We start from the raw sequence: 20,966 nt of genomic DNA on the forward strand, positions 1-20,966 counted from the left end.
GTCAGCGTGCCCTCTTCCATCGTGGGGGACAGCGCCGGCATCAGAATGTCGGTCACGGATCAGGCCTCCACGTAGACGTCGGTGTAGAGCTCGGACGGATCGGGTTCCGGGCTCTCTTGAGCAAATTGCACGGCTTCGGCGACGATGGCCTTCACCTCGCTGTCGATGGCTTTCAACTCGTCCTCGGTCGCCTTGGCGGCGGCCAGCAGGGTTTTCAGGTGATCGATGGGGTCGCGGGTCTTCTTGACCTCGTCGACCTCTTCCTTGGTCCGGTATTTGGCCGGATCGGACATGGAGTGGCCGCGATAGCGATAGGTCTTCACCTCCAGGATGAAGGGGCCACCGCCTTCGCGGGCGCGTTTCACAGCGCGGGCCGTCGCGTCGCGTACGGCCAGCACGTCCATGCCGTCGACCTGCTCGCCCGGAATGCCGAAGCTGGCGCCGCGCTGGTACAGTTCGGTCGTGGAGGACGAGCGTTCGATGCTCGTGCCCATGGCGTACTGGTTGTTCTCGATGATGTAGATGGCCGGCAGCTTCCACAGCTGGGCCATGTTGAAGCTCTCGTAGACCTGACCCTGGTTCGAGGCGCCGTCGCCGAAATAGACGAACGAGACGCTGTCATCGCCGCGGTATTTGCCGGCGAAGGCCAGGCCGGTGCCCAGCGCCACCTGGGCGCCGACGATGCCGTGACCGCCATAGAAGCCGGTCGGCACATCGAACATGTGCATCGAGCCGCCCTTGCCCTTGGACGAGCCGCCGATGCGGCCGGTCAGCTCGGCCATCACTTCCTTAGGATCCATGCCGGCGGCCAGCATGTGGCCGTGGTCGCGGTAGCCGGTGATGATCTTGTCGTGGCCCTGCTTGACGCTCTCCTGAACGCCGACGGCCACGGCCTCCTGACCGATGTACAGGTGGCAGAAGCCGCCGATCAGGCCCATGCCATACAGCTGGCCCGCCCGCTCCTCGAAACGGCGGATCAGCACCATCTCGCGATAGAAGCGCAGCAGGTCCTCTTTCGAGGCCTGGGGCGTGTTGGGAATCCTGGTGTCGCCCGCTTTGGCGGCGGTCTTTTGAGCGGCGGCTTTCGCCATCCGGCATCTCCCGGCTGGTGCCCCGGTTTCAGGGCCTCTTATCGTTACGGAAAGGGGCTTTAGCAGCCTTCGTTCCCGAAACGCAAAGTCAGCAGCCGAGGCTGTAACAATAGTTCAGGAGGCGGCGGGGCGATCCGTCGTGACCGCCGGGGTGTGGTCGATGCGGACCACATAGTCGCGCGGGTCGGCAAAGCCGATCACGGCGCGTGCGCGCTCTTCCAGCAGATCGCGCGACAGGCTGTTGGTGCGCAGGTAACGGACGCGGACCTCAAGGTCCCGGCGCTCTTCCAGCAGGTTGGCCAGCTGAACCTCGCGTTTCAGCAGCAGTGCGTCCCGTTCGGCGCCGCTCAGCAGGCCGCGTTCCCCCGTCAGGGCCTGGATGCCCAGATAGGCGACCAGCAGCAACAGAAACACTGAGGGCAGATAGGGCTTCATCCGCTCGGGCACTGGGGACGCTCCTTCTGAGCGCTACGGAACACGACTGACAGATCGTGACCGAAAATGCCTAACAAACCGTAGCTTGGCCGTAGAAGCCGAAGGAAAAGGGCGCCGAACCGGTCGGCGCCCTTTGTTCGATCAACGCAGCAGCATGCCGTCGCCGAAATAGACGCCCTGGTCGCCCAGTTGCTCTTCGATGCGCAGTAGCTGGTTATACTTGGCGGTCCGGTCCGAGCGGGCCAGCGAGCCGGTCTTGATCTGTCCGCAGTTGGTGGCGACCGCCAGGTCGGCGATGGTCGAATCCTCGGTCTCGCCCGAGCGGTGGCTCATGACGGCGGTATAGCCGGCGCGGTGGGCCATATCGACCGCATCCAGAGTCTCCGAAAGCGTGCCGATCTGATTGACCTTGATCAGGATTGAGTTGGCCAACCCCTCCCCTATCCCGGCCGCCAGACGCGCCGGATTGGTCACGAACAGATCGTCGCCGACCAGCTGGACGCGGTCGCCCAGCTTTTCCGTCAGCAGCTTCCAGCCGTCGAAATCATCCTCGGCGCAGCCGTCCTCGATCGAGACGATGGGGAAGCGTTCGACCAGATCGGCCAGATAGTTGACCATGCCTTCCTGATCGAAGGTCTTGCCCTCGCCGGCCAGCACGTATTTGCCGTCCTTGAAGAATTCGGTCGAGGCGACGTCCAGCGCCAGGTGGAAATCCTCGCCCGCCAGATAGCCGGCTGCCTGCCCTGCCTTGGTGATGAAGCTCAGGGCTTCGTCGGCCGAGCCCAGGTTCGGGGCGAAGCCGCCCTCGTCGCCGACGTTGGTGTTGTGACCGGCGTCCTTCAGCTGCTTCTTCAGGGCGTGGAAGATTTCGGCCCCCATGCGCAGGCCTTCCGAGAAGCTCTCGGCGCCGGTCGGCAGGATCATGAACTCCTGGATGTCGATCGGATTGTCGGCGTGGGCGCCGCCGTTGATGATGTTCATCATCGGGGTGGGCAGGACGCGGGCCGAGACGCCGCCGATGTAGCGGTGGAATGGCAGGCCCGCCGACTGGGCGCTGGCCTTGGCCACGGCCAGCGACACGCCCAGGATCGCGTTGGCGCCCAGGCGGCCCTTGTTCTCGGTGCCGTCCAGATCGATCAGCGCTTCATCGATGCGGCGCTGGTCCTCGGCGTCCATGCCGCTAAGAGCGTCAAAGATCTCGCCGTTGACGGCGTCGACCGCCTTCTGGACGCCCTTGCCGCCCCACATGTCCTTGTCGCCGTCGCGCAGTTCGACGGCCTCGTGCGCGCCGGTCGAGGCGCCCGAGGGCACAGCGGCGCGGCCAAAGCTGCCGTCCTCCAGCGTAACGTCCACCTCCACCGTCGGATTGCCCCGGCTGTCGAGGATCTGGCGGGCGACGATGTCGACGATGTCGGTCATGACTCGGCTCTTGGCTTTGCGGCTGAAGGAATGTCCGAGGGGTTTAGCCGCCCGCCCGCGAAACGCCAACACGGCGCACGCGTTGAGCGCCGAAAGGGAGATCGCCATGGAACTGAAGCTGGGCCGGCTGATCGACCACATTCACCTGCGCGCCGCAGATCTGAAGGCCACGCAGGATTTTTACGAGGCTGTCCTGGGCGTGCTGAACGTGCCAGTGAACAGCACCATTGATCATCTTCAGGCGGACGAACTGTGGATCGACGCGGGCGAGCCGCGAACCCATATCCACCTGGCGTTCCAGGCGCCGGACCGGGATACGGTTGACCGGTTTCACATTGCAGGTCTGGCGGCCGGCGGCCGGGACAACGGCGCGCCTGGAGAGCGCCCCTATCATCCCGGCTACTATGCCTGTTTCCTGATCGATCCCGATGGCAACAATATCGAGGCCGTGCATCACGGTCCGGCGACCCGCTCGGCGGCCGCCGTGACCGTGACGGCTGAACTGCCCTAGCTGCAGCTCTCGACATACTGGATCGATGGGCCGCCGCCGTGGATGGCGGTCACCTTGCCGTCCGAGCCGACTTCATAGACCAGGCCCCGCGCGGCGGCGTCGTTGACATAGGGTTCGGTGCGCGGACCGCCGCTCCACACGGCGATGTATTCGGCCGGGGCGGATTGGTATTTGTGCGGCGACGACTGGGCCGCCGCGCCATAGGCCGCCTTCACCTCGGCCGCCGTCGCGCCCAGCTTCAGGCCCTTGTCCGTCGTGGCCGTCGCATCGCGGGTCAGGCTGATGCGGCTGACCTTGCCGTCCTCGGTCATGACCAGCACGCCCTGTGGGGCACGGGCCGGGTGGAAGACGTTGCAGCCGTTTTCATCAGTCAGGGGCCGCTCGGGCGCGCCCCAGGCCGTCGTCACTTCGGTGATGGTCTGGCCGACGCGAATCGGGCCGAAGCCTTCGGCGGTCAACGTCTCGGCCGATGCGGCCGGCGGCGGCGTGGCGGGCTGTTCGGCGACGGGTGCGGCCGGGGCCGAAGCCGGCTCTTCCGGCGCATTGCACGCGGCCAGGGACAGGACGGCGACGGAAGCCAGGGCGGTCAGGCGAATCATGCAGGCGTCTCCTTGCAAAGGTTCAGACGCCACAACGCACGAAAACGGCGCGCGATGTCATCGCGCGCCGTTAAAAATCATCGCCGCCCCTCAGATGGGCGAAGCGTCAGAAAGACCTAGTCTTCCTTGGGCGTCAGAACCTGACGGCCGCGATAGGTGCCGGTCTTCAGGTCGATGTGGTGCGGGCGCTTCAGCTCGCCGGTGTCCTTGTCCTCGACATAGGCGTTGGTGCCCAGCGAGTCGTGAGCGCGGCGCATGTTGCGACGCGAGGGAGATACTTTGCGCTTCGGAACGGCCATGTCCGTCTCAATCTCTAAGTCGGTGCGCCGTGAAGACGCGAAAACAACAGCGGCGGCCCCTCGATGAGAGCCGCCACGCGAGCGCGGGCTTATGCCGGAAACCGGTCCGCAGTTCAAGCCCGTCGGCGCGCAATCCGGTCTTCGCGCGACAGAGCGTAGAAAACGCTGTCCTTCCAGACGCCGCCGACATTGTAGGTGCGTGCCTCGAACCCCGTCCGCACGAAGCCCAACCCCTCAAGCAGCCGGATCGAGGCTGTATTCCCCGGATCGACGTCGCCACGCAACGAATCGTGGTCGTCGCCGGCGAAGACATGGTCGATGGCCGCGCTGACCGCTTCGCGCGCCAGGCCCAGCCCCCAGTGATCGGGGTGCAGGATATAGCCGACCCACGGCAGGGCGAAGAAGCCCGCCTTGCCGATCACCTGGCCCTGACGCTCTATAATGAAGTCCGGATTGTCCGATCCCATGGCGATCATGGCGGCCAGCCAGGTCGAGGTCTGCTCCAGCGACGCATGCGGCGGCGTGGACCAGAAGGTCATCGCGCGCGGATCGGACAGGATGGCGTGCAGCGGCGCCAGATCATCGTCCCGCGCCGGACGCAGCGTCAGCCGTGGAGTAGTGATCGCGACCATCAGGTCAGCCGCTCTGCCACCGCTTCGCCGATGGCCAGGGAACTGGTCAGGCCGGGGCTTTCGATTCCGAACAGGGCCATCAGGCCATCAAGGCCATGTGTCTCGCGATCATCCAGTTGGAAGTCCGGCTGCGGTTCGCCCGGCCCATGCAGCTTGGGCCGGATGCCGGCGTAGTCGGGCGTCAGGGCGCCGTCCGGCAGGCCCGGCCAGAAGCGTCGGATATAGGTCTCGAACTCGGCCGCCTTGGCCGGATCGACCGAATAATCCTCGGTCTCGATATAGACAAGATCGGGTCCGAACACCGCCTGCCCGCCCAGGTCCTTGCGATAATGGGTGCCCAGCGCGCCGGGTATGGGCGGCGGATAGATCAGGCGGTCGAACGGCGCCTTGCCCGTCAGGCGGAAATAGACGCCCTTGCCCAGATGCCGCACGGGGATCAGGTTGGCCGGATAGCCGTCGATCCGCGCGGCGGCGTCCTGCGCCGAAAGGCCCGGCGCGGTCACCAGCAGGCGACTGGTCAGGGTCATCGCCCCCTCCCCGCCCACGCGGATGGAGAAGCCGCCATCCGGCAGCGACGCGGCCCCCTCGAACGGCGCTGAGGTGACGACCGTGCCGCCCCCGTCCTCGATCTCGCCCTGCAGGGCCAGCATATAGCCGTGGCTGTCGAACACGCCGCTCTCGGGCGACAGGATGGCCGCATGGGCGTTCAGTTCCGGCTCCAGCGCCCGCGCCTGCGCCCCGGTCAGATGCTCCAGCCCCTCGACGTCATTGGCCAGCCCTTGCTGGAAGATGGCTTCGATCCGTTCGACCTCCGAGTCCCGGGTCGCCACGACCAGCTTGCCGCATTTCCAATGATCGACCTTGTGGCTGGTCAGGAAGTCATAAAGCGCGCGCCGTCCCTCGACGCAAAACCGGGCCTTCAGCGATCCGGTTGGATAGTACAGCCCGCCGTGGATGACCTCGCTGTTGCGCGAAGAGACGCCCTGGCCGATGGCCGCTTCCTTCTCCAGCACCAGCACCGTCAGGCCGCGTCGCGCCAGCGCCCGTCCGCAGGCCAGACCCACGGCGCCCGCGCCCACGACCGTCGCATCGAAGTCGAAGGGCGCGCCCATCGGCTATCTCCGTCCGTAGAGCCCTTCGGCCCGGGTCTCGAAACAGTGGATCAGTGCCCGCACTGCTCGGTCGAAATTGGCGTGCAGCATGGCGTCCAGCATGCGCGACTTGAAGGCGAAGTCGATGAAGAATTCCAGCCGTGTGCCGCCCGGATCGGGATGGAACTCCCACCGGTTCTTCAGGTGTTTGAACGGCCCCCGGATCAGCCCGACCTCGACCGTCGGCGCATTGCGGTCATGCCGCACCCAGGTCGAGAACCGCTCGTTCAGGAAGGCGAAGCCGACCCCCGCCTCGGCGTCCAGCATGGTTACGCCCGGCGCTTCCTCGCGCTCGTTCCAGGCGCGCATGGAGGTGATCCACGGCACGAACAGCGGATAGTCCCGCACGTTCGCCACCATGTCGGCCAGTTGTTCGGGCGCGTAAGGCAGGACGCGCGTCAGGCGATGGACGGCCAAGGGATCAGCGGCCGCCGCGGGTCTGGGCCTCGCGCGCCGCCTTCAGCCGGGCGAAGTCGTCGCCGGCGTGGTGCGAACTGCGGGTCAGCGGCGACGACGAGACCATCAGGAAGCCCTTGGCCCGGGCGATCGCCTCATAGGCCTTGAACTCTTCCGGCGTCACGAACCGGTCGATGGCCGCGTGCTTGCGCGTCGGCTGCAGATACTGGCCGATGGTGATGAAGTCGACGTCGGCGGACCGCATGTCGTCCATCACCTGCATGACCTCTTCCTTGGTCTCGCCCAGGCCGACCATGATGCCGGACTTGGTGAACTGGTTCGGATCGCGCTCCTTGACCATCTGCAACAGGCGCAGGGAATGGAAGTAGCGGGCGCCCGGCCGGATCTTCAGATACAGCCGCGGCACGGTCTCCAGGTTGTGGTTGAACACATCCGGGGTCGCATCGATCATGACCTCGGCCGCGCCGTCCTTGCGCAGGAAGTCGGGCGTCAGGATCTCGATCGTCGTGTTCGGCGCCTGCAGGCGGATCTGGCGCACCACCTCGGCGAAGTGGGCGGCGCCGCCGTCCGACACGTCATCGCGGTCCACGCTGGTGATGACGACGTGGTTGAGGCCCATCTGCTGGACCGCCAGACCGACCTTGCCCGGCTCCTCCGGATCCAACGGTTGCGGCAGGCCGGTCTTGACGTTGCAGAAGGCGCAGGCCCGCGTGCAGGTGTCGCCCATAATCATCAGGGTGGCGTGCTTCTGGCTCCAGCACTCGCCGATGTTCGGGCAGGCCGCCTCTTCGCAGACCGTCACCAGCCCCTTGGAGCGGACGATGTCTTTCGTGGCGTTGTACTGGCCCGAGCCGGGCGCCTTGACGCGCAACCAGTCAGGCTTCTTCAGCACCACCGATTCCGGGCGGTTCTGCTTTTCCGGGTGACGAAGTTCGGAGGGTTTCTTCGTCAGGGTATCGATCAGTGTGACCATGCCAGACGTCGGGCTTTCGTTCGGAAGGCGGGCGTACAGAAGGCGGTATGTCGGCTTTCCACTTCACAATGGCAACCCACGGAACGGTTTCAGTGTAACCTCACGCCGGGTAACACACCTTTTCATTCGAGCGGGACATCTCTAGTTTCCGGCCTCTTGTTAACCGAGAGGGCCGCTTGAAGCCCTCCGAAGGAGGATGCGCTTGCGGCCTGATCTCGATCCCTCGGCGTATGAGGAAAACCTCATCAACGCCCTGATCACGGCGCGCGACCGTTACGGCGACAAGGAGATCCTTGAAGACCAGGATCGCCATCCCCTTACCTATACCGGTCTGATCCGCGCCGCCTTTGTGCTGGGTCGCAAGGTCGCGGCCATGACCGATCCGGGCGAGCGTGTGGGTGTCCTGCTGCCGTCAAGCGCCGGGGTGGTGGTCACCTTCTTCGGCCTGCACGCCCACGGCCGTGTCCCGGTGATGCTGAACTTCACCTCGGGCGAGGCGAACCTGAAGGCGGCGCTGAAGACGGCAGGGGTCAAGCGCATCCTGTCGGCCAAACGGTTCGTCACCCAGGCCAAGCTGGACGACCTGGTGGCGTCCCTGGGTCAGGTGGCCGAGATTATCTGGCTGGACGACGTGCGGGCCACTATTGGCTTTGCGGACAAGCTATATGGACTGGCGGCCGGCATGGTTCCGCGCCGGTTCGCAGCGAAAACCGACCCCGGCGCGCCGGGCGTGGTCCTGTTCACTTCGGGCAGCTTTGGCGCACCCAAGGGCGTGGTGCTGAGCCAGCGCAATCTGGTCGCCAACGCGCGTCAGGTGGCGGCGCACATCGACCTTGATCCCGACTGGGTCATGTTCAACCCTCTCCCGACCTTCCACTGTTTCGGCCTGACGGGCGGGGTCATCCTGCCGCTGCTGCAGGGGTTGAAGGCGTTCCAGTATCCCTCGCCGCTGCATGCCAAGCAGATCACCGACCTGTTGCCGCAGGTGAAGGCGTCGATCCTGTTTGCGACCGACACCTTCCTGAACCAGTACGCCCGCGTTGCCGAACCGGGCGATTTCGCCACGCTGCAATTCGCCGTCGCCGGCGCCGAGAAGGTGCGGGAAGAAACCCGCAACCTGTTCAACACCAAATTCGGCGGCGTCCAACTACTGGAAGGCTATGGCGCGACCGAGGCGGCGCCTGTGGTTGCGGTGAACCATCCCGGCCGCAACCGCCCCGGCACCGTGGGGCAGATACTGCCCGGCATGGAGTTCCGCGTCGAAGAGGTCCCCGGCATCGACGGCGGCGGCCGCCTGTTCCTGCGTGGGCCGAACGTCATGGAAGGCTATGTCTCGGCCGACGATCCGCTGAAGATCGATCCACTGGAGAATGGCTGGCACGACACCGGCGACATCGTCGATATCGACGACGAGGGTTACATCACCATCCTGGGACGGGTGAAGCGCTTCGCCAAGATTGCGGGCGAGATGGTGTCTCTGACCGCGGTCGAGGGCATGGCCAGCGCGGTCTGGCCCGACGGTCACCACGCCGTGGTCTCGATCCCCGACAGCAAGAAGGGTGAACGGCTGGTCCTGATCACCGACAAGCAGACAGCCGAGGCCGCGCGCCTGTCGGAATGGGCGCGTGACAATGGCGCGCCCGAACTGGCCGTCCCCAAAAGGATCATGAAGGTCGGCGTCATTCCTGTGCTGGGCACCGGCAAGACCGACTATGTAACCCTTCAGAAGATGGTCGAGCAGGAACAACGCGCCGCCTGATCCCGCTTGCAGGACCGGCTATCGCCTATAGTCTCGCTTGGTCGCCGACAGAGAGACGGTCCCCACGGCCGCCACGGCGCACGGAGGGAATACGACATGGCTGCCTTATCGGCCTGGGCGCCCCGCGTCCTCAGCGTCCTGCGTATCGTTTCGGGGCTGCTGCTGCTTCAGCACGGCACGCAAAAGGTTCTAGGCTTTCCACCCGGCGGCCAAGGCGGCGGCGTCGATCTGTCGACCGTGGCAGGTTGGTCCGGTCCTATTGAGTTGGTCGGTGGCGTGCTGATGGTTGTCGGCCTGTTCAGTCGCCCGACCGCCTTCATCCTGTCCGGCTTTATGGCGGTGGCCTACTGGATGGTTCACGCGCCTCAGAGCCCCTACCCCATCGTCAATGGCGGTGAGTTGGCGGCGCTGTATTGCTTCACCTTCCTGTATTTGTTCTTCGCCGGTCCCGGCCCGTGGTCGCTGGATGCGGTGGTGCGCCGCAAGCGCTGAGGCCCGATGCGCGCCCGGGTCAGCCGATCCGGGCGCCCGTCATCGAGATCGAGCCGCCCTCTATGACGTCGTTGAAGAAGCTCACCGCCTCGCCCGGCCGCTGCTGGGCGGCGACATAGAGCAGCGGCAGATAATGTTCGTCGGTCGGCACGCTCAACTGCGCCTGCTCGGCCAGATGCACCCAGTCGACCAGGGCGTCGTGGTCGCCCGTCGTCAGGGCGTGTTTCACCGCCTCGTTGAAGCTGACGGCCCAGTCATAAGGCTCAGCCCCGTCCATTCGTTTCCACGTCCGCAGATTGTGGACGAAGTCGCCGGACCCCGCGATCACCACGCCCTCGTCCCGCAGCGAGTTCAGCCGTTTCGCCAGCTCATAGTGGCCGCGCGCATCCAGCGTCCGGTCCAGCGACAGTTGCACGACCGGCACGTCCGCCTCGGGCCACACATGAGCCAGTACGGACCATGTCCCGTGGTCCAGACCCCATTGCGTGGTCTCCGCCGCCCCCGTCAGATCGGCGACGCGCGCCGCCAGGGCGGGCGAACCCGGCGCCGGATAATGCATCGCGTGCAGTTCGGCCGGGAAGCCGCCGAAGTCGTGGATCGTCTCCGGCCGCTCCTGCGCCGTCACGCCCAACCCGCGCGTTTCCCAGTGAGCCGAGACCATCAGCACGCCCTTCGGCTTGCCGATCTCTGCGCCCAGCGCGCGCCACGCGTCGGCATAGGTCCCGCCCAGAGCGTTCATGGGCGAGCCGTGGCCGAAGAAAATTGCGGGTTGGATCATGGCGATCAGCCTTTCAGCGCCTTCGCGATCCGGGCGATATGACGCCCCTGGAAGCGCGCGCCGTCCAGTTCATTCTGGCTGGGCATGCGCGAGCCGTCGCCGCCGGTGATGGTGGTGGCGCCGTAGGGGCTGCCGCCGGTGATCTCGTCCATCGTCGTCTGGCCGGCATAGCTATAAGGCAGGCCCGACACGACCAGACCGTGGTGCAGCAGCGTCTGGATCAGGCCGATCAGGGTCGTTTCCTGACCGCCGTGCTGGGTCGCCGTAGCGGTGAAGGCGCCGCCGACCTTGCCGACCAGCGCGCCCTTGGCCCACACGCCACCGGTCTGGTCCAGGAAGTTGCGCATCTGCGACGCGACCGTGCCGAAACGGGTCCCGGCGCCGATGATGATGGCGTCATAGTTGGGCAGATCGTCCACTGTCGCGATCGGCGCAGCCTGGTCCAGCTTGTAACCCGAGGCGCGGGCCAGCTCTTCCGGCACCAGTTCGGGCACGCGCTTGATGTCCACCACGGCGCCGTCGACCTCGCGTGCACCGGCGGCGACGGCCTCGGCCATCTGTTCGATGTGGCCATAGGTGGAGTGATACAGGACCAGGACTTTAGGCATTAGGCGCTCCGCATTGAAACCAGGACACGGTTTGGAAACAGTGTCAGTGGCTGATTTAGTCGCAGCGATGCGAAATGCAACCGCCAATGATCAGATTCGGCGGATCAGATCTCCATCCGCCGCGCCAGCGGACAGACGCGATCATAAAAGGCTTGATCCGCAGGCACGAGCGCGCCGCGCGACAGCAGGAACCGATGCTCGACCACCATGGCCTGCTGCTCAATGTTCAACCGATCCCAGTCGCAGTCGGCGGCCAAGGGATAGGCGTAGGCAGCCGGGCCATCCCCTGCCCTGATCTTGCCCAGCAGCAGGCCGATCCCCTTCTGCGCCTGCCACACATGGACCAGTTCGTGAATGAAGACGCCCTGCAGCCGCGTCGCAGCCTCGGCGAAGTCCGCCGGGAGGTCTCTGGCGGGCCACAGGATCCAGTCGAACCCGAACCATCGCCCCGGCACGAAGGCGCGCGGGAACGGCGTCGGCAGGATGCGAATGGTGTCCAATCTCAGGGCCTCGCCAAAGGTCTCGACCGCCAGCGCCCGCTCACCCCCAGTCAGGCCCCGGATCACGGCGAACCGTCAGCCGTCTCGGGTGTGACGCCGGTCCATTCCCAGTGCCAGGGCTCGAACACATAGGGCACGAAGCCGAAGCGCCCGGCATTGGCGACCAGCCAGCGATAAGCCGGCCCCTGCGTCTGATGCCGTCGGGCTGAGGCGTCCAGAGAATCCACGCCCATCCCGTCCAGATGCCCGACGTACAGGTCCACCGCCGTTCCGGTCCGGTGCGCCGAACAGGTCGCCCGGGCCACGCCGTCGCAGTTCCGGTCGCGCGCGCATCGGGCCGCGTCCGCCTCCGGATCGCGGAAGCCGGAAAAGATCTGCAGCAACTCCGCATCGGCCCCGATCTCGGGAACCTCGGCCCGCGCGGCGGCGACCATCCGGCGATAGGCGTGCAGCACGTCGCGCCGCAACAGGCGCGTCAGTCGGTCGGCATGCTCTTCCTCGTGAACCAGATAGCCCAGTTGCGCGATGGGCGGCGGGTCGGGGCACTCGCCCCGGATGCGCGCCAGCACGAACGGCCGCCGCTCTTGCCACAGGCCGCGGAACACCTGAAAGGTCGCCTGATCGAACAGGCCTGTTCCCGGCAGGTTATATCGCGCCTGAAACGTCGCGAGCCGCCCCGCAAACGCCGCGCTGGATGGGGCGCAACGCGTGGCCAGCTCCTGCTGGATCAGCGGCAGGTAGGTCTCCCACCCCATCTCGGTCCGATTGAACGGCGACCATTCCAGAGAATGCAGCGTCACTCCGTTCGACCCGGCCGCCGCCTCCCACTCGGGCGCGCCGACGCAGTCCTCGGCCTGGGCCGCCGCACGCGCGGCGGCGCCGGCCCACATTGTGGCCGCCATCAGTATCGCCGTAAGGAGTCGCATCGTCATTTTGCAAGGAAGCCTCACCGTCGCGCTCAGGGCAAGCTGCACGGCGAACGCGAAGATGGCATGGTGGCGTGCGGCCGACTCGCGCCGCGCTGGACGCCGCCTCGCATGACCCAGGTCGCCGCCGACGCCCCTCGCCGCTCAAACGCCGTGCTGGCGGCCTTTTCCGGCCCCTGCCTGCCGCTGGCCGCGTTCGGCGTCGCCCTGCCCGTCACCCTGCCGGAATTCTATGCGACCTATGTGGGGTTAGAGCTGGGCGTGGTCGCGGCGGTGTTCATGGCGGTGCGCCTGATCGACATCGTCTTCGACCCCTTCATCGGCTGGGGCATGGACAAGACCCGGACCCGGTTCGGGCGCTACCGGCCATGGATGGCGATCTCGACGCCGATCCTGATGCTGTCGGCCCTGATGATGTTCGTGCTGGTTCAGCCGGGCGCCGGCGCCGCCTATCTGTTCGGCTGGCTGCTGGTGCTCTACCTCGGCTTCTCGATCGGCACGCTTGGCCAACTAGGTTGGGCCGCCGTGCTGGCGCCGCAGTACGACCAGCGCAGTCGCGTTTACGGCTGGTGGCAGGTGTTCAACATCATCGGCGTGATCCTGATCTTGATCCTGCCGACCGTGGTGGTGAAGACGGGGGTCGGCGACTACGCCGACGGCGTGCGCATCATGGGCTGGGCAATCCTGATCGCCTTGCCCGTCACCATCGGCCTGGCGATGTTCGTCGTGCCGGAACCGGTCAACGTCGGCGCCGCACCCCACGGCGGACCCAAGGCCTATCTGGCGCTGTTCAGCATGCCGACGGTGCGCAAGCTGTTGTTCGCCGATCTGCTGCTGGGCGTCGCGCCGGGCATCACGGGTTCGCTGCTGTTCTTCTTCTTTGGTCAAATCAAGGGCTACGACCACACCCAGGCGTCGCTGTTCATGCTGTTCTATTTCGTCGCGGGACTGGTCGGCGCGCCGATCTGGGCCTGGCTGGCGACCAAGATCGGCAAGGATCGCGCCTTGGCCGTCGCCAGCCTGATCTTCGCGGTCCTGTATATCGCCGCGACGCTGGTCCCCGGCGGCAATTTCGCCCTGACGGCGGTCGTCATGTTCATCGCCGGCCTGCCCTATGCGGCGGGGTTGTTCCTGCTGCGGGCCATGATGGCCGACGCGGGCGACGAGGTGCGACTGGAGACGGGCGTGGATCGCACCGGCCTGATGTTCTCTATCCTGTCGGCGACGACCAAGATCGGTCACGTCGTGGCGCTGATCCCCTACCTGATCCTGCAAGCCGTCGGCTTCAAGGCGCTGCCGGGGACCGAGGGCAACAGCGAGATGTCGCTGCTGGTCCTGCAAATCCTGTTCATCGCCGTGCCCGGCCTGCTGCTGGCCGCCGCCGCCTGGGTGCTGAAGGGGTATCCGCTGACCCCGAAACGTCACGACGAAATCCGCGAGGCGTTGGCCGTCCGCGACGCCCGGACCGCCGCATGACCCACTCAATCGACCGCCTGAAGGACATCATGGTTCGCCTGCGCGACCCGAACGGCGGCTGCCCGTGGGACGTCGAGCAGACCTTCGCCACCATCGCCCCCTATACGATCGAAGAGGCGTACGAGGTCGCCGACGCCATCGAGCGCGGCGACATGGGCGAGCTGAAGACCGAACTGGGCGACCTGCTGTTCCAGGTCGTCTTCCACGCCCGCATGGCCGAGGAAGCGGGCCATTTCGCCTTTGACGACGTGGCCGACGCCATGGCCGACAAACTGGTTCGTCGCCACCCTCACGTCTTCGCCGATGAGGCCGCAAAAGACACCGGCTCGGCCCAGAAGGCGCGCTGGGAGGACATCAAGGCTGCCGAGCGCAAGGCCAAGGCCCAGCACGGCGTGCTGGACGACGTACCCGTTGGCCTGCCCGCCCTGACCCGCGCGGCCAAGCTGACCAAGCGCGCGGGCCGCGTCGGCTTCGACTGGCCCTCGACCGACGAGGTGTTCGACAAGCTGGCCGAGGAGGTCGAGGAACTGCGCGTCGAAATCGCCGCCGGCGACAAGGACAAGGCGCGCGAGGAACTGGGCGACCTGCTGTTCGTCGTCGCCAACCTGGCCCGCAAGCTGGAGGTCGAACCCGAAGACGCCCTGCGCGCCGCCAACGCCAAATTCGTCCGCCGCTTCGCCTTCATCGAGGCCGAGTTGGCCAGGGACGGCCGCGCGCCGGAACAGTCCGACTTGGCCGAGATGGACGCCCTGTGGAACGCAGCCAAGACGGCGGAGCGGGCATGAGCGCCGCTCAACACGACCCCGGCGGCAAGGTCCGGCTGGCCCTGATGCCCGGCGTCAACGGCGACGCGACCTTCAGCGCCGACGGCCGCCACCGGCAACTGATGCGCCGCTGGCTGGGTCCCGTCTTCCCCGAGCGCTACATGCTGTTCATCGGCATGAACCCGTCCACTGCCGACGCCAGCGTCAACGACCCGACCTGCGCCCGCGAATGGACGTTCGCCCGGCGCGAAGGCTTCGACGCCATGGTCAAGGCCAACGTGGGGGACTATCGCGCCACGGATCCGAAGATGCTGCTGGCGACCGGCGTCGTGGCGTCGTCACCCGACAACCTGCCGACCATCCGCAGGGCCGCCGCCGACGCCGCGCTGGTCGTGCTGTGCCACGGCAAACTGAACAAGGCTCTGGTCCCTGCCCGTCAGGCCCTGATCGCCGCCCTGCGCGAGGACGGGATCAGGCTCTGGTGCTTCGGAACCAATGCCGACGGCAGCCCGAAACACCCGCTCTACCTGCGCTCCGATACGCCGCTGAGGCCGTTCGAGGGTTAGCCGTACCGAAGCTCCTGCAGGTCGATCTCGCGGATCAGCTTGCGGGCGGTTTCGCCTTCAATCAGCCGGTCGCGGCCCAGCCGCACCAGTTCCGACCGTTCCGCGGCCAGTCCCGCCAGGCGCAGGCAGCGGTCGATCTCGTCCGTCTCTCGCGCGCGGGCCGCATCATCGCCCTCGACCGGGGTGCGGCTTTCGATGCGGTGGCGATAGATCTCCATCAGTCGCGCCGCCGTCTCGGCGTACAGGTCCGGGTTGGCCTTGCTCTCGGCCATGGCGTGCTGGGTGTCCTCGATGGCGCGAATGGCAGCCCAGGCGGCGGCGACGCGCGAGCGGTCTTCCTCAGCCAGATGATCCGGTTCCGGTGGCAGTTCGATCCCCTTCAACAGGCGCGGCAGGGCGATGGTCGCCACCACCAGCGAGACGATGATCACGCCGGCGGCCAGGAAGATCGCCAGATTCCGCGCCGGCATCGGCGTGCCGTCGCCAAGCACGAACGGCAGGGTCAGGATACCGGCCAGGGTGATGGCGCCCCGCACCCCCGCCAGAGACATCACCGCCACCAGCCGCAGGCCAACCTTGGGGGGCGCTCTATGCCCCTTTTTACGGAACAAGGTCAGTTTCAGCGACGTCCACACCCACAGGAACCGCAGCGCCGCCAGGGCGCCCACGATGGCGAGGACGTACACCCCCAGCCACCACACTTCGCGATGCTGGGTCGTCTGGATGACCTCGGCGGCGCGCGCCATGATCGACGGCATCTGCTCGCCCAGAATGACGAAGATCAGGCCATTGGCTACGAACTGGACCGTGTCCCACACCACGGCGCGGCGAATGCGTGTGGCCGCCAGAGCCGAGCCCTGTCGCTCGGTGAAGCTCATGGTCACGCCTGCCGCGACGGCCGCCAGAATGCCCGACGCATGGATGGCTTCCGCCGCCAGATAGGCCGCGAAGGGGATCAACAGGCTGATCAGGATCTGACCCCCGACATCCTCGCCCCAGCGACGGCTGATCCACGCCTTCGCCAGACCGATGGCCAGCGTCACCGCCACCCCCGCCGCGACACCTGCCAGCGCCAGCCAGGCGAAGGTTCCGATGGCGTTGGTGATGGAGAAGACGCCGGTCGTCGCGGCGATCACCGCGATCCGCATGCAGGTCAGGCCCGTCGCGTCGTTCAGCAGCGACTCGCCTTCCAGAATGTGCATCAGCCGCTTGGGAATCGGCGCGCGCGAGGCGATGGCCGACACCGCGATCGGATCGGTCGGTGACAGGATGGCCGCCAGGGCGAACGCCACGGCCAGCGGCATGGCGGGGATCATCCAGTGGATCAGGAAGCCCAGGCCCACGACGGTGAACACCACCAGACCCAGCGCCAGCTCCAGGATCACCACCCGGTCGCGGAACAGCGCCTCTTTCGGGATCCGCCATCCATCCACGAACAGCAGCGGCGGCAGGAACAGCAGGAAGAAGATATCCGGCCGCAGATCGACCGCCTCGCCCGTGATCAGCACCACGCCCGCACCCAGCGCGATCTGCACCAGCGGCAGCGCGATCCGCGTGATCCGCGCCACCCATCCCGACAGCACCACGGCCAGCAACAGGAACAGGATGGTCTCGATCAGGTGCATGGGTTCAGTCGATGATGTCGGGGTACAGGCGCTCCAGCCGTCCCAGCGCCGATGGATGCAGACGCACGACCAGATAGGTCCTGCCCTCGGCGTCCGTGTCGCGGAAGGTGACGCGGCCGTTTTCATACAGCCAGGCCAGGGCCTCGCCCTGATGCGGCGCCAACGTCAGCTGCGTTTCGGGGTCATCGTCTATCAGGCTGGCGATGGTTTCGCGCAGGGCTTCGATGCCCTCGCCTGTCCAGGCCGAAACCGCGACCGCCTTGCCCTCGATTTTCAGACGGTCGGCCTGGCCCAGAACCGCCGCGCGGACGTCGGCGTCCAGCAGATCGATCTTGTTCCAGACTTCCAGGATGCGGCGGGTCTTGCCCTCGGGTGTCGGAATCTGGTCCAGCACCGCCTCGACGTCCCTGGCCTGGGCGGCGCTGTCGGGCGATGCGATGTCGCGGACGTGCAGGATCAGATCAGCCTCGCCCACCTCTTCCAGCGTGGCGCGGAAGCTTTCGACCAGTTCGTGCGGCAGATCGGAGATGAAGCCCACGGTGTCGGCGATGATGGCCGGTCGGCCCTGCGGCAGACGGATGGTGCGCTGGGTCGTGTCCAGGGTGGCGAACAGCAGGTCCTTGGCGAAGACCTCGGACCCGGTCAGCCGGTTGAACAGCGTCGACTTGCCCGCATTGGTGTAGCCCACCAGCGCAACCGATGGGAAAGGCACCTTCTTGCGCGCCTTGCGGTGCAGGCCGCGCGTCCGGCGCACCTCTTCCAGTTCGGCCTTAAGGCGCACGATGCGGTCGGCGATCAGGCGCCGGTCAAGCTCGATCTGGGTCTCGCCCGGACCGCCGGTCGAGCCAGTGCCGCCGCGCTGTCGTTCCAGGTGCGTCCAGGTGCGGACCAGACGCGAGCGCTCATAGTCCAGCCGCGCTAATTCGACCTGAAGCCGGCCTTCCTTGGTTCGCGCGCGGCGTCCGAAAATCTCCAGGATCAGGCCGGTGCGGTCGATGACCTTCACCTCCCACGCCTTCTCCAGATTGCGCTGCTGGACCGGCGACAGGTCGTCGTCGATGACCACCGCTTCGGCGTCGGCGGCGCGGACCAGAGCCGCCAGTTCGTCCACCTTGCCCGATCCGAACAGGGTCGCGGGCGTGGTCGAGCGCAGTCGCACGATCTCTTCGGCGCGCACGTCAAGGTCCAGCGCGCGGGCCAGGCCCGCCGCTTCCTCCAGTCGTTCGGTGGCCAGCCGGGGGCTGTCCGAACGACGATCAGGATGGATGACGACTGCCCGGATCAGCGGGACGGAATGGTCGATAAGTTTGCTGGTCAATCAGTCTTCTTCGGCGTCGGGCTCGTACAGTTGCACGGGCGCGGACGGCATGATGGTCGAGATGGCGTGCTTGTACACAAGCTGCGATTGGCCATCGCGACGCAGCAGCACACAGAAGTTGTCGAACCAGGTCACGATACCCTGCAGCTTGACGCCATTGACCAGGAAAATGGTCAGCGGGGTCTTGGTCTTGCGGACGCTGTTGAGGAAGGTGTCCTGAAGGTTCTGTCGTTTGTCTTGCGACATGGCAGGTTGGTCCTGTTCTTGATTTTTCGCGCCGGGAGGCAGCGCGGCGGAGCGTTCGCTCTCGTCAAAGAGCTTAGACCCCGCCACCGGATCGCGGCAACGCCCTAAATGGCGTCGCGGCGCGCCCTTTCAAGATAAAGCGTGCGCAGACGGGTGGTGATCGAGCCTGGTTTCCCGTCGCCGATCTTGGCGCCGTCGATCGACACGGCCGGCGTCACAAAGGCGCCGGCGGCGGTGAAGAAGGCTTCCCGGGCCCGCTTCGCCTCGTCGACAGAGAACGGGCGTTCGTCCAGTTCGATGCCCTGTTCCTGGATCAGGTCCATCAGGGTCGTGCGGGTGCAACCGCGCAGGATGTTGGCCTGGGTGTCGCGGGTGCGCAGCTTGCCGTTCTCGTCGATGATCCAGGCGTTGGTGGACGAGCCCTCGGTGATCAGACCCATGTCATCGACCATCCAGCACTCATAGGCGCCGCGTTCACGGGCCGCCTGTTTCGCCAGGACGTTGGGCAGCAGGCCGACGGTCTTGATGTCGCAACGCCCCCAGCGGATGTCGGGCTGGGTGACGACCGCCACGCCCTTCTTCGCATTGGCCTCGCCCTTGGCCGGGTCCAGCGACTTGGCCGTGACGACGACGCTGGGCGGCGTGCCCTCGGCCGGAAACGGGTGATCGCGCCGGGCCGTGCCGCGCGTGACCTGCAGATAGACGATGCCGTTCCTTACCCGGTTGCGCCTCAGGGTCTCTTTCAGCACGCGGGTCAGCGCCTGCTTGGTCATGGGCACGGGAATGCGCAGTTCGGTCAGGCTGCGAACCAGCCGGGTCATGTGCCCGTCGTAGTCGGCCAGCTTGCCGTCAAAGACGGACCACACCTCATAAACGCCGTCGGCGAACTGAAAACCGCGATCCTCGACGTGGATCACAGCATCAGCGTGAGGCCGATAGACGCCGTTCACATAGGCCACGCGTGACATCAGACCGGGGTTCCTTCTTCGTCTTCGCCGCCGCGGGCCGGGGATACGCCCAGCGACTTCAGTTTCCGGTGCAGGGCCGACCGTTCCATGCCGATGAAGGCCGCAGTCCGCGAGATATTGCCGCCGAAGCGCATGATCTGGGCGGCCAGGTATTCCCGCTCGAACACCTCACGCGCCTCGCGCAGCGGCAGGGCGATGATCCGCTCGGCGCCCAGGGCGCTACCCGAGTTGGACGAGGCCACTTCCTGCGGCAGCATCTCGGCCGAGATCGGTTCATTGGGATCGCCCGTCGCCAGGATCAGCAGGCGTTCGACATTGTTGCGAAGCTGGCGGACGTTGCCGGGCCATGGGTGCACCTGCAGCACGGCCACCGCATCGTCACCGATCTGGCGACGGGGGAAGCCCTGGGCCGCGCTGATGGTGTCCAGGAAGAACTCGACCAGTTCGCCGATATCCTCGCGCCGTTCGGACAGGGCCGGCACGCGGATAGGCACGACGTTCAGGCGGTGGAACAGATCCTCACGGAAATGACCTTCGGTGATTTCCTGCTTCAGATCGCGGGAGGTCGAGGTGACGACCCGCACGTCCACCTGCACGTCCTGTTCGCCGCCTACGCGGCGGAAGCGCTGTTCGACCAGAACACGCAGGATGCGGCTCTGGCTCTCGCGCGGCATGTCGCCGACCTCGTCCAGGTACAGGGTGCCGTTGTGGGCGCGCTCGAAGACGCCGATCTTGCGGGGGCGGCCGTCGCCGCCCTCCTCCCCGAACAGTTCGACGTCCAGGCGTTCGGGCGTCATACCGGCGGCCGATATGGCGACGAACTCGGCCCGGCTGCGCGGGCTGTTCTCATGGATCTGCCGCGCGACCAGTTCCTTGCCCGAGCCCGGCGGACCCGAGATCAGCACCCGGCTGTTGGCCGGCGCGACCTTGGCGATGGTGTTGCGCAGGGCCTGGGCCGCGGCGGATTTGCCGATGAATCCGGTCGGCGCCATCGTCTGGGCGCGCAGGCGTCGGTTCTCGCGCCGCAGGGTCGCCGCCTCCAGCGCGCGGTCGATGACGACCACCAGCCGGTCCGACTTGAACGGCTTCTCGATGAAGTCATAGGCGCCGCGTTTCAGGGCGCTGACCGCCGTTTCGATGTTGCCGTGGCCCGAGATCATGACGACCGGCAGGTCTGGGTCGATCTCCTTGACCACGTCCAGCAGCTCCAGCCCGTCCAGGCCGCCGCCCTGCATCCAGATATCCAGGATGGCCAGTGACGGTTTGCGCGCGCGGATGGCGGCCAGGGCCTCATCCGAGTTCGCGGCCACGCGCACGGCGTGCCCCTCGTCCTCGAGCAGGCCCGAAACCAGTTCGCGGATATCGGCCTCGTCATCGACAACGAGAATGTCGGCTCCGGTGGATCGCATATCT

General features: G+C 66.4%; 24 protein-coding genes. 6 read left to right on the top strand and 18 right to left on the bottom strand.

The window, feature by feature from the left end; genetic code table 11:
* Nucleotides 1-59 precede the first annotated feature (59 nt).
* The 3 genes from pdhA to eno all read right to left on the bottom strand — a co-directional run bounded on the left by pdhA (nt 60) and on the right by eno (nt 2,945).
* Entirely contained in the window at nt 60-1,091 is a 1,032-nt protein-coding gene (gene pdhA / locus EON91_RS01655) for a pyruvate dehydrogenase (acetyl-transferring) E1 component subunit alpha (RefSeq protein WP_292091162.1), read from the bottom strand.
* A 114-nt stretch (nt 1,092-1,205) separates the two neighbouring features.
* Nucleotides 1,206-1,526 carry a septum formation initiator family protein gene (locus EON91_RS01660; RefSeq protein WP_292091252.1) on the bottom strand — a complete coding sequence of 107 codons (321 nt, stop codon included), beginning with the start codon at nt 1,524-1,526 and terminating at the stop codon, nt 1,206-1,208.
* A gap of 141 nt (nt 1,527-1,667) precedes the next feature.
* Complete coding sequence (gene eno / locus EON91_RS01665) at nt 1,668-2,945, bottom strand: phosphopyruvate hydratase (protein ID WP_292091163.1); 1,278 nt, start codon at nt 2,943-2,945, stop codon at nt 1,668-1,670.
* Between the two features lie 106 nt (nt 2,946-3,051).
* Between eno and EON91_RS01670 the strand changes: the two genes are divergently transcribed.
* Nucleotides 3,052-3,456, top strand: a complete 405-nt coding sequence (locus EON91_RS01670) for a VOC family protein (protein ID WP_292091165.1) — start codon at nt 3,052-3,054, stop codon at nt 3,454-3,456.
* On the opposite strand, the gene EON91_RS01675 is transcribed toward EON91_RS01670, so the two are convergent.
* The 6 genes from EON91_RS01675 to lipA form a co-directional block, all read right to left on the bottom strand.
* Nucleotides 3,453-4,055: a hypothetical protein gene (locus EON91_RS01675; RefSeq protein ID WP_292091166.1), complete on the bottom strand. Its 603-nt coding sequence runs from the start codon at nt 4,053-4,055 to the stop codon at nt 3,453-3,455. The two genes, EON91_RS01670 and EON91_RS01675, sit on opposite strands and share 4 nt — an antisense overlap.
* 116 nt (nt 4,056-4,171) lie before the next feature.
* Nucleotides 4,172-4,354: a 50S ribosomal protein L32 gene (gene rpmF, locus EON91_RS01680; RefSeq protein WP_259551443.1), complete on the bottom strand. Its 183-nt coding sequence runs from the start codon at nt 4,352-4,354 to the stop codon at nt 4,172-4,174.
* 113 nt (nt 4,355-4,467) lie between these two features.
* Nucleotides 4,468-4,986, bottom strand: coding sequence for a GNAT family N-acetyltransferase (locus tag EON91_RS01685; protein WP_292091168.1), 519 nt, complete (start codon nt 4,984-4,986; stop codon nt 4,468-4,470).
* Nucleotides 4,986-6,098, bottom strand: a complete 1,113-nt coding sequence (locus EON91_RS01690) for an NAD(P)/FAD-dependent oxidoreductase (protein ID WP_292091169.1) — start codon at nt 6,096-6,098, stop codon at nt 4,986-4,988. Before EON91_RS01690 ends, EON91_RS01685 begins: the two co-directional genes overlap by 1 nt.
* A 3-nt stretch (nt 6,099-6,101) precedes the next feature.
* Nucleotides 6,102-6,554, bottom strand: a complete 453-nt coding sequence (locus EON91_RS01695) for a type II toxin-antitoxin system RatA family toxin (protein ID WP_292091171.1) — start codon at nt 6,552-6,554, stop codon at nt 6,102-6,104.
* 4 nt (nt 6,555-6,558) lie between these two features.
* Complete coding sequence (gene lipA, locus EON91_RS01700) at nt 6,559-7,527, bottom strand: lipoyl synthase (RefSeq protein WP_292091173.1); 969 nt, start codon at nt 7,525-7,527, stop codon at nt 6,559-6,561.
* Nucleotides 7,528-7,729: 202 nt separating this feature from the next.
* Between lipA and EON91_RS01705 the strand changes: the two genes are divergently transcribed.
* The gene (locus EON91_RS01705) at nt 7,730-9,286 is read left to right on the top strand and encodes an AMP-binding protein (RefSeq protein ID WP_292091175.1); all 1,557 of its coding nucleotides are present in this window, start codon (nt 7,730-7,732) and stop codon (nt 9,284-9,286) included.
* A 96-nt stretch (nt 9,287-9,382) separates the two neighbouring features.
* A complete protein-coding gene (locus EON91_RS01710; RefSeq protein WP_292091176.1) occupies nt 9,383-9,778 on the top strand; it encodes a DoxX family protein in 396 nt (131 codons plus the stop codon).
* Nucleotides 9,779-9,797: 19 nt separating this feature from the next.
* Here the strand turns inward: EON91_RS01710 and ygiD are convergent, their stop codons facing one another.
* From ygiD to EON91_RS01730, 4 genes are all read right to left on the bottom strand, one after another.
* Nucleotides 9,798-10,556 (bottom strand): 4,5-DOPA dioxygenase extradiol, encoded by a 759-nt coding sequence (gene ygiD / locus EON91_RS01715; RefSeq protein ID WP_292091177.1) that lies wholly within the window; start codon nt 10,554-10,556, stop codon nt 9,798-9,800.
* 5 nt (nt 10,557-10,561) lie between these two features.
* Entirely contained in the window at nt 10,562-11,164 is a 603-nt protein-coding gene (wrbA, locus tag EON91_RS01720) for an NAD(P)H:quinone oxidoreductase (protein ID WP_292091178.1), read from the bottom strand.
* Nucleotides 11,165-11,268: 104 nt separating this feature from the next.
* Nucleotides 11,269-11,730: a hypothetical protein gene (locus EON91_RS01725; RefSeq protein ID WP_292091179.1), complete on the bottom strand. Its 462-nt coding sequence runs from the start codon at nt 11,728-11,730 to the stop codon at nt 11,269-11,271.
* Nucleotides 11,727-12,566, bottom strand: coding sequence for a M15 family metallopeptidase (locus tag EON91_RS01730; protein ID WP_292091180.1), 840 nt, complete (start codon nt 12,564-12,566; stop codon nt 11,727-11,729). Before EON91_RS01730 ends, EON91_RS01725 begins: the two co-directional genes overlap by 4 nt.
* Nucleotides 12,567-12,701: 135 nt before the next feature.
* On the opposite strand from EON91_RS01730, the gene EON91_RS01735 reads away from it, so the two are divergent.
* Genes EON91_RS01735 through EON91_RS01745 form a run of 3 tightly spaced genes read left to right on the top strand, consistent with a single transcriptional unit; the run spans nt 12,702 to nt 15,396 of the window.
* Nucleotides 12,702-14,066 carry an MFS transporter gene (locus EON91_RS01735; RefSeq protein ID WP_292091181.1) on the top strand — a complete coding sequence of 455 codons (1,365 nt, stop codon included), beginning with the start codon at nt 12,702-12,704 and terminating at the stop codon, nt 14,064-14,066.
* A complete protein-coding gene (gene mazG / locus EON91_RS01740) occupies nt 14,063-14,851 on the top strand; it encodes a nucleoside triphosphate pyrophosphohydrolase (protein WP_292091182.1) in 789 nt (262 codons plus the stop codon). The genes EON91_RS01735 and mazG overlap by 4 nt, the downstream gene beginning before the upstream one ends.
* The gene (locus EON91_RS01745; protein WP_292091184.1) at nt 14,848-15,396 is read left to right on the top strand and encodes a DUF1643 domain-containing protein; all 549 of its coding nucleotides are present in this window, start codon (nt 14,848-14,850) and stop codon (nt 15,394-15,396) included. The genes mazG and EON91_RS01745 overlap by 4 nt, the downstream gene beginning before the upstream one ends.
* Here the strand turns inward: EON91_RS01745 and EON91_RS01750 are convergent.
* From EON91_RS01750 to EON91_RS01770, 5 genes are all read right to left on the bottom strand, one after another.
* Nucleotides 15,393-17,021, bottom strand: a complete 1,629-nt coding sequence (locus EON91_RS01750; RefSeq protein ID WP_292091186.1) for a Na+/H+ antiporter — start codon at nt 17,019-17,021, stop codon at nt 15,393-15,395. The genes EON91_RS01745 and EON91_RS01750 overlap by 4 nt on opposite strands.
* Before the next feature lie 4 nt (nt 17,022-17,025).
* Nucleotides 17,026-18,339, bottom strand: a complete 1,314-nt coding sequence (gene hflX, locus EON91_RS01755) for a GTPase HflX (protein WP_292091187.1) — start codon at nt 18,337-18,339, stop codon at nt 17,026-17,028.
* On the bottom strand, nt 18,340-18,585 hold the full coding sequence (gene hfq / locus EON91_RS01760; protein WP_003164861.1) for an RNA chaperone Hfq: 246 nt from the start codon (nt 18,583-18,585) through the stop codon (nt 18,340-18,342). It abuts the gene before it with no gap.
* A gap of 104 nt (nt 18,586-18,689) precedes the next feature.
* The gene (locus EON91_RS01765) at nt 18,690-19,553 is read right to left on the bottom strand and encodes a D-amino-acid transaminase (RefSeq protein ID WP_292091188.1); all 864 of its coding nucleotides are present in this window, start codon (nt 19,551-19,553) and stop codon (nt 18,690-18,692) included.
* Nucleotides 19,553-20,962, bottom strand: coding sequence for a sigma-54 dependent transcriptional regulator (locus EON91_RS01770; RefSeq protein ID WP_292091189.1), 1,410 nt, complete (start codon nt 20,960-20,962; stop codon nt 19,553-19,555). Before EON91_RS01770 ends, EON91_RS01765 begins: the two co-directional genes overlap by 1 nt.
* Between the last annotated feature and the right edge of the window lie 4 nt (nt 20,963-20,966).

Origin of the sequence: Brevundimonas sp. (genome assembly GCF_004210735.1) — a bacterium.
Taxonomy (GTDB): domain Bacteria; phylum Pseudomonadota; class Alphaproteobacteria; order Caulobacterales; family Caulobacteraceae; genus Brevundimonas.